Consider the following 15,424-nt stretch of genomic DNA (forward strand, 5'->3'; position numbering starts at 1 on the left):
CGCGAGAGCGCACCCGCCGGGCGCCGGGCGGGGCGGTACGCGGTGGGAGCTGAATGTCAGACCCGTGTGGTGTCGTTGACGCGGTGACGTTCGACGACGGTCGACGTGGGAGGGAAGCGCATGAACCGCGAGCAGTGGCGGCCGTTCCTGAAGCGCTGGAGCGAGCAGTGGATCGCCGGGCACGATCCCGAGCGGGACGGTCCCCTGGATGACGACGTGGTGCGGAACGGCTGGCTCGGTTTCGACCCGGCCGGTGCGGACGAGGTCGCGGCGGCCGAGGCCCGCCTCGGCCGGACGCTGCCGCCCTCGCTCCGTGAGTTCCTGCTGACCACCGACGGGTGGCGGGACGCCGGGAACTTCATCTACCGGCTCGCGGGCGCCGCCGAGCTCGCCTGGCTGGCCGACACCGACGACGACTCCGGCTGGATCGACGCCTACAGCGACACCGAGTTCGCCGACGAGGACGAAGAGCCCGAGGGCGCGATCCTCGCCCGTTGTCTGCGGCTCTCTCTCGACGGAGACGCCGCGGTCATGCTCCTCGACCCCAAGGACGTCGACGAGCGCGGCGAATGGGCCGGATACTGGCTCGCCTCGTGGTCAGGGATGGGGCCGGAGCGCTTCGACTCCTTCCACGACCTGATGCACGACCAGTACGCCTCGTTCCGCAGGCTCCGCGAGCCGGAGGGCGGGAGCGGGTCCTGAGCGCGAGCGCGGCCGGAGGGCCGTCATGAGGTGCCGCAGGCCGGTCACGGAACCGGTGCGGCGGCCAGGCGGTCGGCGGCGTACGGCGGCGGTGTTCAGCCCGGCGCGCCCGAGCTGTAGCGCCGCAGCAGCGGCGACAGCACCAGCACCGACTTCGTCCGCTCCACGAACGGCTCGCCCGCGATCCGTTCCAGCACCCGCTCGAAGTGGCGCATGTCCGAGGCGAAGACCTGGACGATGGCGTCCGCCTCACCGGTGACGGTGGAGGCGGACGCCACTTCCGGGTAGCGCGACAGGCCGCGGTGGATCGCCTCGGGCGAGGTGTTGCGGCGGCAGTAGATCTCGATGTAGCCCTCGGTCTCCCAGCCGAGCGCGGCCGGGTCCACCCGTACGGTGAAGCCGGTGATCGCCCCGTCGGCCCGCAGCCGGTCCACCCGGCGCTTGACGGCCGGGGCGGACAGCCCGACCTCCTGGCCGATGTCGGCATAGCTGCGGCGGGCGTCCTCGGCGAGGGCGTGGACGATGCGTTCGTCGAGATCGTTCAGTCGCACTGCGGGTGGATCACTTCTCTGACGTGGCCAATCGGGAGCGGCGCAAGCCGTATCCGAAGTAGACCACAAGGCCCACGGCCATCCAGACACCGAAGACCACCCAGGTCACGGTGCCGAGGCTGCCCATCATGTAGACGCACAGCAGGAAGCCGATCGCCGGGAAGAGCGGGGAGAGCGGCGTACGGAAGGTACGCGGCATGTCGGGACGCGTCCGGCGCAGCACGATGACGGCCACGTTGACCAGCGCGAAGGCGAACAGGGTGCCGATGCTGGTGGCGTCGGCCAGCTGGCCCAGCGGCACCGCCGCGGCCAGCACGCCGCAGAACAGCGACACGATCACCGTGTTGACCCGCGGTACACCGCTCTTGGCGTGCACCTTGGAGAACGCCTTCGGCACCAGGCCGTCGCGGGACATCGCGAAGAGGATGCGGGTCTGGCCGTAGAGCACGGTCAGCACGACGCTGGCGATGGCGATGACCGCGCCGAACGCGAGCAGCACGGCCCACCAGCTCTGCCCGGTGACCGCCTTCATGATCCCGGCCAGCGCGGCCTCGGAGCCCTCGAACTTCTGCCACGGCATCGCGCCCACGGCGATCGCCGCGACCAGGCAGTACAGCGCGGTGACGATCACCAGCGAGAGCATGATCGCGCGCGGCAGGTCGCGCTGCGGGTTCTTGGCCTCCTCGCCGGCCGTGGAGGCGGCGTCGAAGCCGATGTACGAGAAGAACAGGGTCGCGCCCGCGGCGCTGACGCCCGCCATGCCCATCGGCATGAAGTTCGCGTAGTTGCCGGACCGCACGCCCTGGACGGCGACACCGCAGAACAGCAGCAGCGCGACGATCTTGACGAGCACCATGACGGTGTTGGCCCGGGCGCTCTCCTTGGCCCCGCCCAGCAGGAACGCCATCGCCAGCAGCACCACCAGCAGCGCCGGCAGGTTGAAGATGCCGCCGTCGCCGGGCGGCGCGGACAGCGCGTCCGGGATGGTGAAGCCGAAGACGCCGTTGAGCAGCTCGTTCAGGTACTCGCCCCAGCCCACCGCGACGGCCGCGACCGAGACGCCGTACTCCAGGACCAGACACCAGCCGCAGACCCAGGCGACCAGCTCGCCGAGGGTGGCGTAGGCGTAGGAGTAGGACGATCCGGAGACCGGGATGGTGCCGGCCAGCTCCGCGTACGACAGCGCCGAGAACAGCGCGGTGATGCCGGCGATGATGAAGGAGATGACGACCGCGGGCCCGGCGTCCGGCACGGCCTCGCCGAGGACCACGAAGATCCCGGTGCCGAGCGTGGCGCCGATGCTGATCATGGTCAGCTGCCATACGCCCATGGAGCGGCGGAGCGAACCGCCCTCCCCCTTGCCGCCCTCGGCGACCAGCCGCTCGACCGGTTTGCGCCGCATCAGCCGGGTGCCGAGGCCTCCGGGGGCGGGTGGCTGGGTGTCGCGGTCCCCTGCGGGTGGGGCTGCGCCGTGCTCCAACACTCGGGTGGCTCCTTCATCGCTGCCGGTCAAGGCGGGTTCGGAGGGCGGCGACCGGCAGCGGCCAGATTGCAGGCATGCCTGAGCCACCTGCAGCAGGAGACCGCCGAGCAGACGGTCTCCGCCACTCCACGTACAGCGCATGACCTTACGGGCCGCTGTTGACCTGCCGTAATGCGGGTTCCTTGCGCAACCGCGGACGATCGTTGCGCACGGGCGCGGCGGGCGGTCGTTCGTTGCGCGCCAGGGTCCGAACGCCGGGCCCGCCGACGGGGTGTCCAAGGGGTGGACATCCGTGGCGGGGACACGCATCCGGCGGGGCCCGGATACGCGAGCGGCCCCGCACCCATGGGGTGCGGGGCCGGTGAGCCGTGCCGGCGGAGCCGCTGAGCGGCCCCGTGGCGGATCAGCTCCAGCTGTCGTGGAGCGGCTTGCCCTCGGCGTAGCCGGCGGCGCTCTGCACGCCGACCACGGCCTTCTCGGCGAACTCGGCCAGGGAGGCCGCGCCCGCGTAGGTGCAGGAGCTGCGGACGCCCGCGATGATCGAGTCGATCAGGTCCTCGACGCCGGGGCGGGCCTGGTCGATGAACATCCGGGAGTGCGAGATGCCCTCCTCGAAGAGCCCCTTGCGGGCCCGGTCGTAGGCCGACTCCTCGCTCGTCCGCCGCTGCACCGCACGCGCGGAGGCCATGCCGAAGCTCTCCTTGTACGGGCGGCCGTCGGCGGTGTGCTGGAGGTCGCCGGGCGACTCGAGCGTGCCGGCGAACCAGGAGCCGATCATGACGTTGGACGCGCCCGCGGCCAGCGCCATGGCGACGTCGCGGGGGTGGCGCACACCGCCGTCGGCCCAGACGTGCTTGCCGTACTTCCTGGCCTCGGCGGCGCACTCCAGCACCGCGGAGAACTGCGGCCGGCCGACACCGGTCATCATGCGGGTGGTGCACATCGCGCCCGGTCCGACGCCGACCTTGATGATGTCCGCGCCGGCCTCGATCAGGTCGCGGACGCCCTCGGCGGCGACGATGTTGCCCGCCACGATCGGGACCTGCGGATCCAGCGCCCGGACGGCCTTGATCGCGCTGATCATCGTCTCCTGGTGGCCGTGCGCGGTGTCCACGACGAGCGTGTCCACGCCGGCGTCCAGCAGCGCCTTGGCCTTGCCGGCCACATCGCCGTTGATGCCGACGGCGGCGGCGATCCGCAGCTTGCCGTCGGCGTCCGTGGCGGGGGTGTACAGGGTGGCGCGCAGGGCGCCCTTGCGGGTCAGGATGCCGACCAGCCTGCCGTCCGCGTCGACCGCGGGCGCGAGCTTGCGGTTGGCGGCGTCGAGGCGGTTGAAGGCCTCGCGCGGGTCGATGTCGGCGTCCAGGACCAGCAGGTCCTTGGACATGACCTCGGCGACCTGGGTGAAGCGGTCCACGCCGGCCAGGTCGTGCTCGGTGACGACACCGACCGGACGGCCGCCCTCGACGACGATGCCCGCGCCGTGCGCCCGCTTGGGCAGCAGCGCCAGCGCGTCGGCGACGGTCGCGACCGGGGAGAGCACGATCGGGGTGTCCAGCACCAGATGGCGGCGCTTGACCCAGGTGACCACGTCGGTGACGACGTCGAGCGGGATGTCCTGCGGGATGACGACCAGGCCACCGCGGCGGGCGACGGTCTCGGCCATCCGGCGGCCGGCGATCGCCGTCATGTTGGCGACCACGAGCGGAATGGTGGTACCGCTGCCGTCGGGCGAGGACAGGTCGACACCCTGGCGGGAGCCCACGGCGGAGCGGCCGGGCACCATGAACACATCGTCGTAGGTCAGGTCGTAGGGCACCGAAGAACTCTCTTCGAGCGCGCCGTTCTTCGGATTCAGGAATCGCATATGGCCAGGATACGGGCCCTGACCAGGGCTCATACGATTGTCCGAGCTGCCGCCGGGCCGTGTGTGCGATCCCCCAACGCCGCCCGCGGCTTCCTCCCGGGCCGCCCCTGGTCAGGCCGCTACGCCCCCTGACGGCCCCGCCCACGGGCCATGATCACGGCCAGTCCGGTGTCCGTGTCACGCCAGTAGCCCACCGCGTCCGCGAGCACGGACTCCACGATGCTCCAGTCGTCGGGCGCGGCGGCCGCGTAGCCCTGCCAGTCGGTGACGACCAGCAGCCGGCCGCGGTCGGCCGGGCACCACGACAGGTCGGTGAGGCAGTCGGCGAGCGCGTCCCAGTTGTGGCCGAACCAGGCCGGCAGCCGCAGCGCACCGGCGCACCGCTCCATGAAGGCGGCCTTGTCCCGGGCCCCGTCCAGCTCCAGCGACGCCCCGGTCCAGCCGGCGTCCCGGGCGGCCGCCAGGGCGTCGGCCACCGGGCGCTCGGCGGGCCAGGTCAGCACCCCGGGGGGCGTACTGCCGTCGAGCACCGCCTTGAGCGGCCGCGGCACCGTGCCCGTCATCGCCGTACCGCCTTGCCGGTCATCGCAGCACCGCCTTGAAGCTTCGGTAGTGGTCGTCGGTGTAGTACGTCTCGTGGCCCCGGCCGGTGACCAGGCGGCGGGCGCCGCGGTCCGGAGAGGCGGGCGTGGGGACCGTGTACTCGTGGTAGTAGCCGCGCTTCTGACGGGGCAGCAGGCCCTCGCGGTTGCCGAAGACGGTCCCGTCCTGCCGGTAGGGGAAGGGCCCGCCGGCGTCGATGAGCGCCAGGGTGTCCCGCGCCTGGGAGGGCAGGGCGCCGACCGGGACGACCGGCATGCCGCGCGCCCAGTCGGGTACGGCGGAGGCGCCCGGCGCGGGGGTGGCGACGGTGGCCGCGGCCCGCGGCGATCCGGGTGAACTCCCGTTGTCGCCACCGCCGGTGGCGCATCCGGTGAGGACGAGGAGCAGGCCGGCGAGCAGCGCGCCGAGGACGGCGGCGGCTCGGCGCGGGGCGGAGTGGATCTCCATGGCGCCGATGCTGTCACAGGCGTGCGCGAGCCGCTCGCCGATGGGCGCGTCAGGGGTGGCCGGCGGCGAGCGCACCGGGGGTGGCCGGGCTCCGCGGCCACCCGGCGGGCATCACCGCCCGTCGGGGTCCGCCCGGTCCAGCGCCGGTCGCGGCCCGGGGCCGGTCTCCAGCAGCAGGTGATCGGCGGCGGCGGTGTCGGTGACCAGGCTCGTCACCAGCCCCGAGCGCAGCACCGCGCCGATCGCCGCGGCCTTGCGCCGGCCGCCCGCGATGGCGACGACCTCCGGGATACGGCGCAGCCGGTCCGCCTCGACCGTGATGCACCGCTCGCCCAGGTCCCGGCCGATCCGGCGGCCCTCGGCGTCGAAGAGGTGCGCGGACATCTCGGCGGCCGCGCCCAGCGAGGCGTAGTGCTCCCGCTCCTGCTCGCTCAGCATGTCGTAGACGGTCGAGACGCCCGGCTCCCAGGAGCCGATGGAGACGCAGGCGACGGTGACCTTGTCGAAGTACTCGAAGGCCCGGGCGATGCCGGTCTGGCGGCGCAGCGCCTCGGCGGTCGCCGAGTCGGGCAGCAGCATCGGCGCGTAGATCGGGTGCGCCTCGCCCCCGGAGACGTCGGCCGCGCGGCGCACCGCCTCGACCGAGCCCCGGTCGGCGGTGCCCGCGTCGTAGACCCCGGTCAACTGCACGACGGTGCACGGCGGGAGCCGGTGCAGCGCGGCCGCCATGTGAATGGTCGAACGGCCCCAGGCGAGCCCGAGCACATCGCCCTCGTTGACGAGCTCGCCGAGCAGGTCGGCGGCGACCTCACCGAGGTTCTCGGGGTCGGCGGCGTCGTCGGGCGGGGTCTGGCCGCCGAAGGCGGGGGGAGCGTCCGCGGGCGACTCGACGACCACCGCGTGCCGCAGGCCGTAGCGGGCCCGCAGGGCGTCGGAGCGTTCGGCGTCCAGTTCGGAGGGCACCCGGATCTCGATCCGTACGAGATCGCGCTCCAGTGCCGTCTCCAGCACCCGCGCGACCTTGAAGCGGCTGACGCCGAACTCCTCCGCGATCTGGATCTTCGACTTTCCCTCAAGATAGAAACGGCGGGCCATGGCCGCAGCCTGCACCAGCTCGGCAGGGCCCATTCCGGACTGTGGGCGGCTGGCTACCACGAAATTCTCCCCTTTTGCGCATCTGATCGAGTCTTTGCTCATCCTTTCAGAAACCCGAGGCCAACGGGGACCATCGGCGCCTCGACCGTCGTGAACGCTCGATTGCGCAACGGACAACTGGCGGCGCGGCCGGGCCACGAGGGCATCTCCGTGGCGCACCGGCCGGGCCGCCGGCCCCGCGTCCCGAATTCAGTGCGCGCAGCCCCAGCCCGCCGCCGCGGTCGCCGCCTCGGCCTTCTCCCGCAGGTCCCGCACCGCCTTGGCCGGATCGTCCGCGCCGTAGACCGCCGAACCGGCCACGAACACATCGGCCCCGGCCTCCGCGCAGCGCTCGATCGTCGAGGCGGAGACCCCGCCGTCCACCTGGAGCCACAGCTGGAGCCCGTGCCGGGAGATCAGCTCACGGGTGCGGCGGATCTTCGGCAGCATGATGTCCAGGAACGCCTGACCGCCGAAGCCAGGCTCCACGGTCATGATCAGCAGCATGTCCAGCTCGGGGAGCAGATCCTCGTACGGCTCGATGGGCGTGGCCGGCTTGAGCGCCATCGACGCCCGCGCGCCCTTGGCCCGGATCTCCCGCGCCAGCCGCACCGGCGCGGCGGCCGCCTCCGCGTGGAAGGTCACCGACCCGGCCCCGGCCTCGATGTACTGCGGCGCCCAGCGGTCCGGGTCCTCGATCATCAGATGCAGATCGAGCGGGGTGTCCGTCGCCTTGCTCAGCGACTCGACGACCGGCACGCCGAGGGTGAGGTTCGGGACGAAGTGGTTGTCCATGACGTCGACGTGCAGCCAGTCGGCGCCCTCGACGGCCTTCGCCTCCTCGGCGAGCCGGGCGAAGTCTGCGGACAGGATGCTGGGGTTGATCAAGGCCATGGGACCAGTATGGCGTCCCGGCCGGGCGGGGCCGGAGCCGGGACCGCCCGGGCGGCCGCCTCGCCCACCAGGCCGCCACCCGACCGCTCCTCAGCCCTTCCCCTGCCTCTTCCTCGGCCCGCCGCGCTTGCTCAGCCCGTCCGGCGCAGCAGCGCCAGATACATCGCGTCGGTGCCGTGCAGGTGGGGCCACAGCTGCACGTCGGGGCCGTCGCCGAGCGCCGGTACGCCCGGCATCAGCGGCCGTGCGTCGACCCACTCCACCTGTACCGGCGCCCCGCCGCGGCCCTTGATGACGTCGTCCACCACGGCCCGGGTCTCGGCCGGGTGCGGCGAACACGTCGCATAGCCGACGACGCCGCCGACCCGCACCGCCGCGAGCGCCTGCCGCAGCAGCTCGCGCTGCAGCGGGGCGAAGCCGTCCAGGTCCTCCGGGCGGCGCCGCCAGCGGGCCTCCGGCCGCCGACGCAGCGCCCCCAGGCCGGTGCACGGCACGTCCATCAGGACCCGGTCGAAGGCGCCGGGCCGCCAGGCCGGGCGGGTGCCGTCGGCGGCGATCACCGTGTACGGGCCGGGGTTGCCCTCCAGCGCACGGGCCACCAGCCGCGCACGGTGCGGCTGCTTCTCCGACGCCAGCAGGGCCGCACCGCGCTCCGCGGCGAGGGCGGCCAGCAGCGCCGCCTTGCCGCCGGGGCCCGCGCAGCCGTCGAGCCAGGCGCGGTCGGCCCCCTCGACCGGCGCGTTGGCCAGCGCCAGGGCGACCAGCTGGCTGCCCTCGTCCTGCACACCGGCGCGTCCCTCGCGTACCGCGTCCAGCGCGCCGGGCTCACCGCCCTCCGCGAGCCGGACCGCGTACGGCGACCAGCGCCCGGGCAGTGCGCCCTCCTCGCCGGCGGCCGCCGTCAGCTCCTCGGTGGTGGCCCGGCCCGGCCGCGCCACCAGCGTCACCTCGGGACGCTCGTTGTCCGCCTCCAGCAGGTCCTCGATACCGGCGCGGCCGCCGCCGAGGGCGTCCCACAGCGCCGAGACGATCCAGCGGGGGTGGGCGTGCACGACGCCGAGGTGGTCCTCGGGGTCCTCGTCGTACTCCGGGGCGACCCGCTCCAGCCAGCCGTCCAGATCATGGGCGGCGACCTTGCGCAGCACCGCGTTGACGAACTTCGCCCGCCCGTCGCCGAGCACCACCCGCGCCAGCTCGACGGTGGCGCTGACCGCGGCGTGGGTGGGGATCCGGGTGCCGAGCAGCTGATGCGCGCCGAGCGTCAGCACGTCCAGGACCGGCGGGTCCACCTCCCGCAGCGGCCGGTCCACGCACTGCGCGATGATCGCGTCGTACGTCCCCTGGCGCCGCAGCGACCCGTAGACCAGCTCGGTCGCCAGCGCCGCGTCCCGGCTGTCGAAACCACCGCTCTCACGGGCCTTGCGCAGCAGCGGCGGCATGACGAGGTTGGCGTACGCGTCCCGCTCGTCGACGGCCCGCAACGCCTCGAACGCGAGGATCCTGACCGGGTCCTTCTTCGGGCGGCGATAGGGCTTGCTGGGGCGACGGCGGGGCTGCTCACTCACAGAAAAGGTGCTCCGGATACGGGATAGGGGTTCCGCCCACATAAGGGGCCCGTCCCAGCCTACGCGGCCCGCCCGGCAGCAGCCCCCAGGGACGACCGGCGGCGGCGCCTAGGAGAACGACCGGCGGTGGCCCGCAGGGACGACCGACGGTGGCCTGGGGGGCGACGAGCGGCGGTGGCCTGGAGGCGACGACCGACCGTGGCCCGGGGGGGGCGCCGCCCGGACCCACCGCTGGAGACCCCGCCCGGACCCATCGCTGGGAGCATCTCCCGGCCCCCCTCGGTGCGGCGTCTCCCGTCCCCACCGCTCGGAGCAGCTCCTCCCGGACCCACCGCTGGAGGCCACGCCCGGACACCGCCGGAGACTCCGCCCGGCCCCACCGCTGGGAGCATCTCCCGGCCCCACCACTCGGAGCGGCATCTCCCGGACCCGCCGCTTGGAACAGCATCTCCCGGCCCCACCCGCTGGAATACCCTCCGCCCCCACCACGTTGTGGCTCGCAAGGGGCGCCCGCACCCCCTACGGGATCTGTTCGCCCGCCCCCTAAGGCCCCCGCCCCGGCAGCCTCTTAGGGCATGTCCCCCACTCGCTCGCCCTTCTCGATGCGTACGCCGCGCGCCCAGTCCGCCGCCTTCATCGGCTTCTTGCCCTGCGGCTGGACCCAGACCAGTTCGACGGGGTGGCTGCCGGTGCCGACGTACACGGCCTTCTTCGTGACGGCCAGTTCGCCGGGCGCGAGGCCGAGTTCGGCGTGCCCGGCGGCGGAGGCGGCCGACATCAGCTTGAGGCGCTCGCCGCGGAAGACCGTCCAGGCCCCCGGCGCGGGCGCACAGCCGCGGATCACCCGGTCGACGCGGAGCGCCGGCGTCGTCCAGTCCACCCTGGCGTCCTCGACCTCGATCTTCGGCGCGAGCGTGATGCCCTCGGACGGCTGCGGTACGGCCTGGAGCGTGCCGTCCTCGATGCCGTCCATCGTCGCGACGAGCAGTCCGGCACCGGCGAACGCCAGCCGGGTGAGCAGATCGCCGCTGGTGTCCGTCGGACGGACCTCCTCGGTCAGCACCCCGTAGACCGGGCCGGAGTCCAGCCCCTGCTCGATCAGGAAGGTCGAGGCGCCGGTCACCTCGTCGCCCGCGAGCACCGCGTGCTGGACGGGTGCCGCGCCCCGCCACGCGGGCAGCAGCGAGAAGTGCAGATTGACCCACCCCTGGGCGGGGATGTCGAGTGCGACCTTCGGCAGCAGCGCACCGTAGGCGACCACCGGGCAGCAGTCCGGCGCGATCTCCCGCAGCCGGGCCAGGAAGTCCTCGTCGCGCGGCTTGAGGGGCTTGAGGACCTCGATGCCGGCCTCCTGCGCGCGCTCCGCGACGGGGCTGGCCACCAGCCTCCGTCCGCGGCCGGCGGGCGCGTCGGGCCTGGTCACGACGGCCACGACGTCGTGCCGGTCCGAGGCGATCAGGGCATCGAGGGCGGGTACGGCGACCTCGGGGGTACCGGCGAAGACAAGCCTCATAGGTGGCGATCTACCTCTCACACGCAGCGGAACGACGCACCAGTCTATGGGGCTTGGTCCGCTTCACAGCGGTGGATCCAGGGGGCGTACGACATTTCCCGCGCCTCGCACGGAAGCTCGTACGCCCCCATACCGTGACCAGAGCCGCTGCTGTCGCGTTGGTCAAACAGCATTGACCCACGACCGGGCCGCCTTGGCGGCCCGATCGCATTAACCCTTCCTTTTCCACGCCGGTTCGAGAGGCTTGCTCATGGCCGACCACGCAACCCACGACGCCCAGGCGCGCGCCAGCCTGCATCTCCTGGTGCGGGACATCGAGCGGGTCCGCCGGCAGGTGGACGCACTGCGCACGCTGACCGCTCAGCTCGGCAACGTCTACCGGCCGCGGCGTACCGGACCCTCCGCCGGCTTCGTCGTCTACGGACGCGCGCCCGCGCCGACCGTCCGCCTCGCCCAGGAGTTGCGGGACAGTGTCGAGACACTCGTCACGGCCGCGGTCGACTTCGACCGTTCGCTGGGCTTCTCGTGGGACGCGGTGGGCTCGGCGCTCGGCGTCACCAAGCAAGCCGTGCACCGCCGTTACGGAGCCCGCAGGGCCGCCGCCCAGCCCGCGGCCGACAGCGGCGGCGAACCGGCGGTGCGTTCGCCCGAGTCCTCCCCGGCCCGCGCGGTGACCATGGCCACCGGACTCCCGAGCGCACCGACCGTGCCCGGCTCCCGCTCCCTGCCCGCACAGCCCTCCGGGCCCGCCGCCCGCGACGAGGCGACCCGGCCGGGCGCCTTCCCCGGCCCCCGCAACGGCTGACTCCGTTTCACCGGCCACACCGGGCGCGGCCCTTCGCACGCTCGCCAACGCCCCGGGATCGAGCGCCGGCCACGGCCCCGGGGCGGCGCCATGTCCGCGGCTCCGTGTCCACGGTGCGAGGGCCATGAGCCATCCGCGGTCCTTCGTCCACGGTGCCGCGGCGGCAGAGCGGCGCCGGTGTGGAGCGGGCGGACCGTGGCAGCCGTGAGGAGCGGAGCCGACGGTCACGGCCCCCGGCCGTCGCTGTTCATCCCAGGTCCGGCGGGTCGATCCGTACTCGTACCGCCTCTCCCTCCCGTTTGACCAGCCGCGCCGCCCGGGCCGCCTTGAGCGCCGCGGCGAGCGCCGTCCCCTGGCCGGGACGGACCCGTACGAGCGCGCGCTGCCACTCCTCACCGGCGGGCGGGTCGCCCGGCCGGCGCGGCCGCCCGGGGTCCAGAACCGGCAACGGGACCGGCCCCAACACCTCGGCGCCCTCGGGGAGTTCGGCGGCTCTCAGCAGCTCGACGACGTCCTCGGGACGACCGGCCACCGAGGCCATCCGGGACACCGGGGGGAACCCCAGCTCGGCCCGCTCGCTCAGCTCGCGGACCGCATGGCCGACCGGATCCCAGCGCACCAGCGCCTGCACGGGCCGCAGCGTGGGCTCCGCGATCACCGCGACCGTGCCGCCCTCGGCCTGGCCACGGACCAGCGCCGCGGCGCCCAGCCAGCGGCGCAGCGCCTCCTCCCCGGCCCTCAGATCCGGTCGCCCGAGCAGCGCCCAGCCGTCCAGCAGCAGCGCGGCCGCGTAGCCGCCGCCCTCGGCCACCGGCTCCGCGCCCGGAGTGCTCACCACGAGCGCGGGCACTTCGGGGACCGAGGCCAGCACATGGTCGCGCCCGGACGTCCGCACCGGGACCGCCGGGAAGGCCCGGCCCAGCTCCTCCGCCGTCCGCCGCGCCCCCACGATCTGGGCCCGCAGCCGGGCGCCGCCGCACTCGGCGCAGTGCCAGTCCGGCTCCGGGCGTCCGCACCAGGCGCAGCCCAGCTCCCCCGCCGCCTGTGCCTCCAGTGGGCCGGCGCAGGCCCGGCACCGCGCCGGGGTACGACAGCGCTCGCACGCCAGCCGGGGCGCATATCCGCGGCGCGGCACCTGCACCAGCACCGGGCCGCGCTTGAGCCCCTCCCGCACCACCTGCCACGCCATCGTCGGCAGCCGGGCCGCCCGCGCCGCGGCATCGCGCGCCTCGTCGCCGTCCCCGACCGTACGCACCAGCGGCGCGGCGGTCCGCACCTGCTCGCGCTCCGCCGCCAGCGGCCGCGCCCAGCCGGTCCCGACCAGCTGTGCCGCCTCGACCGTGCAGCTCAGTCCGCCCAGCAGGAAGCCGGCCCGCTCGCTCACCGACCGCTGGACGAGCACCTCGCGCGCATGCGGCTGCGGCGCATGCGGATCGCTGTGGCTGGCGTCCCCGTCGTCCCACAGCGCCACCAGCCCCAGATCGGCGACCGGCGCGAACATCGCCGCCCGGGTCCCGACGACGGCACGCACCGAGCCCCGGCTGACCGCGAGCCAGCGCCGATACCGCTCCTCGGGCCCCGCATCGGCGGTCAGCAGCACATGCCGCCCCGCCCCGATCAGCTCGCCGAGGGCCGCGTCCACCCGCGCCGCGGCCCGCCCGTCGGGCACCACCACCAGGGCCCCGCGCCCGCCGGCCAGTGCCGCGGCCGCCGCCCGCGCCAGCTCCTGAGGCCAGGTCGCCCCCGGCAGCGCCGTCCACACCGCACGCGGCGCATCCCCCCGCGCGAGCGCCGCCAGGAACCCGGGCCCCGCCGCATACCGCCCCCAACTCCCCGGATCGGGCGGTGCGTTGGGCGGCAGCGGCGCGGGCGACGGCTTGGCCTCCGCGCGCGCCCGTCGGGGCGGCACCGCCAGCTGCACCACATCGGCCAGCGTCCCCGCATACCGGTCCGCCACGGCGCGGCACAGTGCCAGCAACCGGGGGCTCAGCACCCGCTCCGCCGACAGCACCTGGGCGATCGGCGCGAGCACCCCCCGATACTCGCTGTGCGCCACCCGCTCCACGATGAACCCGCTGACGAGCTTGCCGCCCTCCCGGCGGCCGCCCTTCTCGCCCGCCCCGAACCGCACCCGCACCCGCACGCCGGGCTGCGCCTCGGCGTCCATCGCCGCCGGCACGGCATAGTCGAAGTACCGGTCGAGGTGCACCAGCCCCTTGTCGACCAGCACGCGCGCCACCGGCAGCTCCGCGGCCAGCTCGGCCCCCCGCCAGGTCCGCGGCTTGGCCCGCTCGGCCTTGGTCTCCCGCACGGCCTCCCGGATCAGCGCCAGCTGCTCCCCCACTTCCGACGCCCCCTCCTCCGCTCGCCCGTTCTGCCTGCTCACAGCTTCAGTCTTAGCAGACGGCACTGACAGAGAGCGGAGGCGAGCAGCGCCCGGCGGACAGCCCACGGCCCCGGACCGCTGGGCGGTCCGGGGCCGTGGGCTGCGTCGGCGAAGGGGCTTGCTTACAGCCCGGCGGCCTTCTGCAGGGCCTCCACGCGGTCCGTGCGCTCCCAGGTGAAGTCCTCCAGCTCACGGCCGAAGTGGCCGTAGGCGGCGGTCTGGGAGTAGATCGGGCGCAGCAGGTCGAGGTCCCGGATGATCGCGGCCGGGCGGAGGTCGAAGACCTCGGCGATGGCCTGCTCGATCTTGTCGGTGTCCACGGTGGCGGTGCCGAAGGTCTCGACGAAGAGACCGACCGGCTCGGCCTTGCCGATGGCGTAGGCGACCTGGACCTCGCAGCGGGCCGCGAGGCCGGCGGCGACGACGTTCTTGGCGACCCAGCGCATGGCGTAGGCGGCCGAGCGGTCGACCTTGGACGGGTCCTTGCCGGAGAAGGCACCGCCGCCGTGGCGGGCCATACCGCCGTAGGTGTCGATGATGATCTTGCGGCCGGTCAGGCCCGCGTCACCCATCGGGCCGCCGATCTCGAAGCGACCGGTCGGGTTGACCAGGAGGCGGTAACCGTCGGTGTCCAGCTTGATGCCGTCCTCGACGAGCTGGTTGAGGACGTGCTCGACGACGAACTCGCGGATGTCGGGTGCGAGCAGCGAGTCGAGGTCGATGTCGCTGGCGTGCTGCGAGGAGACCACGACGGTGTCGAGGCGGACGGCCTTGTTGCCGTCGTACTCGATGGTCACCTGGGTCTTGCCGTCGGGGCGCAGGTAGGGGATGGTCCCGTTCTTGCGCACCTCGGACAGGCGGCGGGAGAGCCGGTGCGCCAGGTTGATCGGGAGCGGCATCAGCTCGGGCGTCTCGTCGCAGGCGTAGCCGAACATCAGGCCCTGGTCGCCCGCGCCCTGCCGGTCCAGCTCGTCGTCATCGCCCTCGACGCGGTTCTCGTACGCGGTGTCGACACCCTGGGCGATGTCCGGGGACTGCGCGCCGATGGAGACCGAGACGCCGCAGGAGGCGCCGTCGAAGCCCTTCTTGGACGAGTCGTAGCCGATGTCCAGGATCTTGTTGCGGACGAGGTTGGGGATGTCGGCGTACGCCTTGGTCGTCACCTCGCCGGCCACATGGACCAGGCCGGTGGTGATCAGCGTCTCGACGGCGACCCGGGAGGTCGGGTCCTCCTTGAGGAGCGCGTCGAGGATGGTGTCGCTGATCTGGTCAGCGATCTTGTCGGGGTGGCCCTCGGTCACGGACTCCGAGGTGAACAGGCGGCGGGACACATCGCTCCCTGGGGTTGCAGCGGCTGCTGGCTGATCATTGGCGGAAGGGCCGAGAGCTGCGCTCGGCCCGATCCACTCGCCAGTTTATCGGTCGTATGTGGCGTTCGGGCACGCGGTCTCGATTTATGGACCCCTCGTGACCT

The 15,424-nt window shown here is 73.7% G+C and carries 13 protein-coding genes; 2 read left to right on the top strand and 11 right to left on the bottom strand.

Annotated features, from left to right (window positions below; genetic code table 11):
* The first annotated feature begins 120 nt into the window (after nt 1–120).
* Nucleotides 121–702: an SMI1/KNR4 family protein gene (locus AC0680_RS08310; RefSeq protein WP_478625989.1), complete on the top strand. Its 582-nt coding sequence runs from the start codon at nt 121–123 to the stop codon at nt 700–702.
* 95 nt (nt 703–797) lie between these two features.
* On the opposite strand, the gene AC0680_RS08315 is transcribed toward AC0680_RS08310, so the two are convergent.
* The 9 genes from AC0680_RS08315 to fmt form a co-directional block, all read right to left on the bottom strand.
* Nucleotides 798–1,253, bottom strand: a complete 456-nt coding sequence (locus AC0680_RS08315) for an Lrp/AsnC family transcriptional regulator (RefSeq protein ID WP_393487901.1) — start codon at nt 1,251–1,253, stop codon at nt 798–800.
* 10 nt (nt 1,254–1,263) lie between these two features.
* Entirely contained in the window at nt 1,264–2,736 is a 1,473-nt protein-coding gene (locus AC0680_RS08320; RefSeq protein ID WP_478625991.1) for an amino acid permease, read from the bottom strand.
* A 403-nt stretch (nt 2,737–3,139) separates the two neighbouring features.
* On the bottom strand, nt 3,140–4,603 hold the full coding sequence (locus tag AC0680_RS08325) for a GuaB1 family IMP dehydrogenase-related protein (RefSeq protein ID WP_478625993.1): 1,464 nt from the start codon (nt 4,601–4,603) through the stop codon (nt 3,140–3,142).
* Between the two features lie 119 nt (nt 4,604–4,722).
* Nucleotides 4,723–5,166: a barstar family protein gene (locus tag AC0680_RS08330; RefSeq protein ID WP_478625994.1), complete on the bottom strand. Its 444-nt coding sequence runs from the start codon at nt 5,164–5,166 to the stop codon at nt 4,723–4,725.
* Nucleotides 5,167–5,185: 19 nt separating this feature from the next.
* Entirely contained in the window at nt 5,186–5,653 is a 468-nt protein-coding gene (locus AC0680_RS08335) for a guanyl-specific ribonuclease (protein WP_478626228.1), read from the bottom strand.
* A gap of 111 nt (nt 5,654–5,764) precedes the next feature.
* Nucleotides 5,765–6,781, bottom strand: a complete 1,017-nt coding sequence (locus AC0680_RS08340) for a sugar-binding transcriptional regulator (RefSeq protein ID WP_384443093.1) — start codon at nt 6,779–6,781, stop codon at nt 5,765–5,767.
* Between the two features lie 216 nt (nt 6,782–6,997).
* Nucleotides 6,998–7,681 carry a ribulose-phosphate 3-epimerase gene (rpe, locus tag AC0680_RS08345; protein ID WP_407285839.1) on the bottom strand — a complete coding sequence of 228 codons (684 nt, stop codon included), beginning with the start codon at nt 7,679–7,681 and terminating at the stop codon, nt 6,998–7,000.
* Nucleotides 7,682–7,812: 131 nt separating this feature from the next.
* Entirely contained in the window at nt 7,813–9,246 is a 1,434-nt protein-coding gene (locus AC0680_RS08350) for an RsmB/NOP family class I SAM-dependent RNA methyltransferase (RefSeq protein ID WP_478625996.1), read from the bottom strand.
* Nucleotides 9,247–9,814: 568 nt separating this feature from the next.
* Nucleotides 9,815–10,759, bottom strand: a complete 945-nt coding sequence (gene fmt / locus AC0680_RS08355; RefSeq protein WP_478625998.1) for a methionyl-tRNA formyltransferase — start codon at nt 10,757–10,759, stop codon at nt 9,815–9,817.
* Nucleotides 10,760–11,009: 250 nt separating this feature from the next.
* Here fmt and AC0680_RS08360 point away from each other — a divergent pair, with 250 nt between their 5' ends.
* Entirely contained in the window at nt 11,010–11,564 is a 555-nt protein-coding gene (locus AC0680_RS08360) for a hypothetical protein (protein ID WP_478626000.1), read from the top strand.
* 247 nt (nt 11,565–11,811) lie between these two features.
* Here the strand turns inward: AC0680_RS08360 and AC0680_RS08365 are convergent, their stop codons facing one another.
* Both AC0680_RS08365 and metK read right to left on the bottom strand, forming a co-directional pair.
* Nucleotides 11,812–13,950, bottom strand: coding sequence for a primosomal protein N' (locus AC0680_RS08365; protein WP_478626001.1), 2,139 nt, complete (start codon nt 13,948–13,950; stop codon nt 11,812–11,814).
* A 122-nt stretch (nt 13,951–14,072) separates the two neighbouring features.
* Nucleotides 14,073–15,281: a methionine adenosyltransferase gene (gene metK, locus AC0680_RS08370; RefSeq protein WP_384485054.1), complete on the bottom strand. Its 1,209-nt coding sequence runs from the start codon at nt 15,279–15,281 to the stop codon at nt 14,073–14,075.
* Nucleotides 15,282–15,424 lie beyond the last annotated feature (143 nt).

The sequence above is a fragment of the Streptomyces sp. NPDC043738 genome (assembly GCF_056436545.1).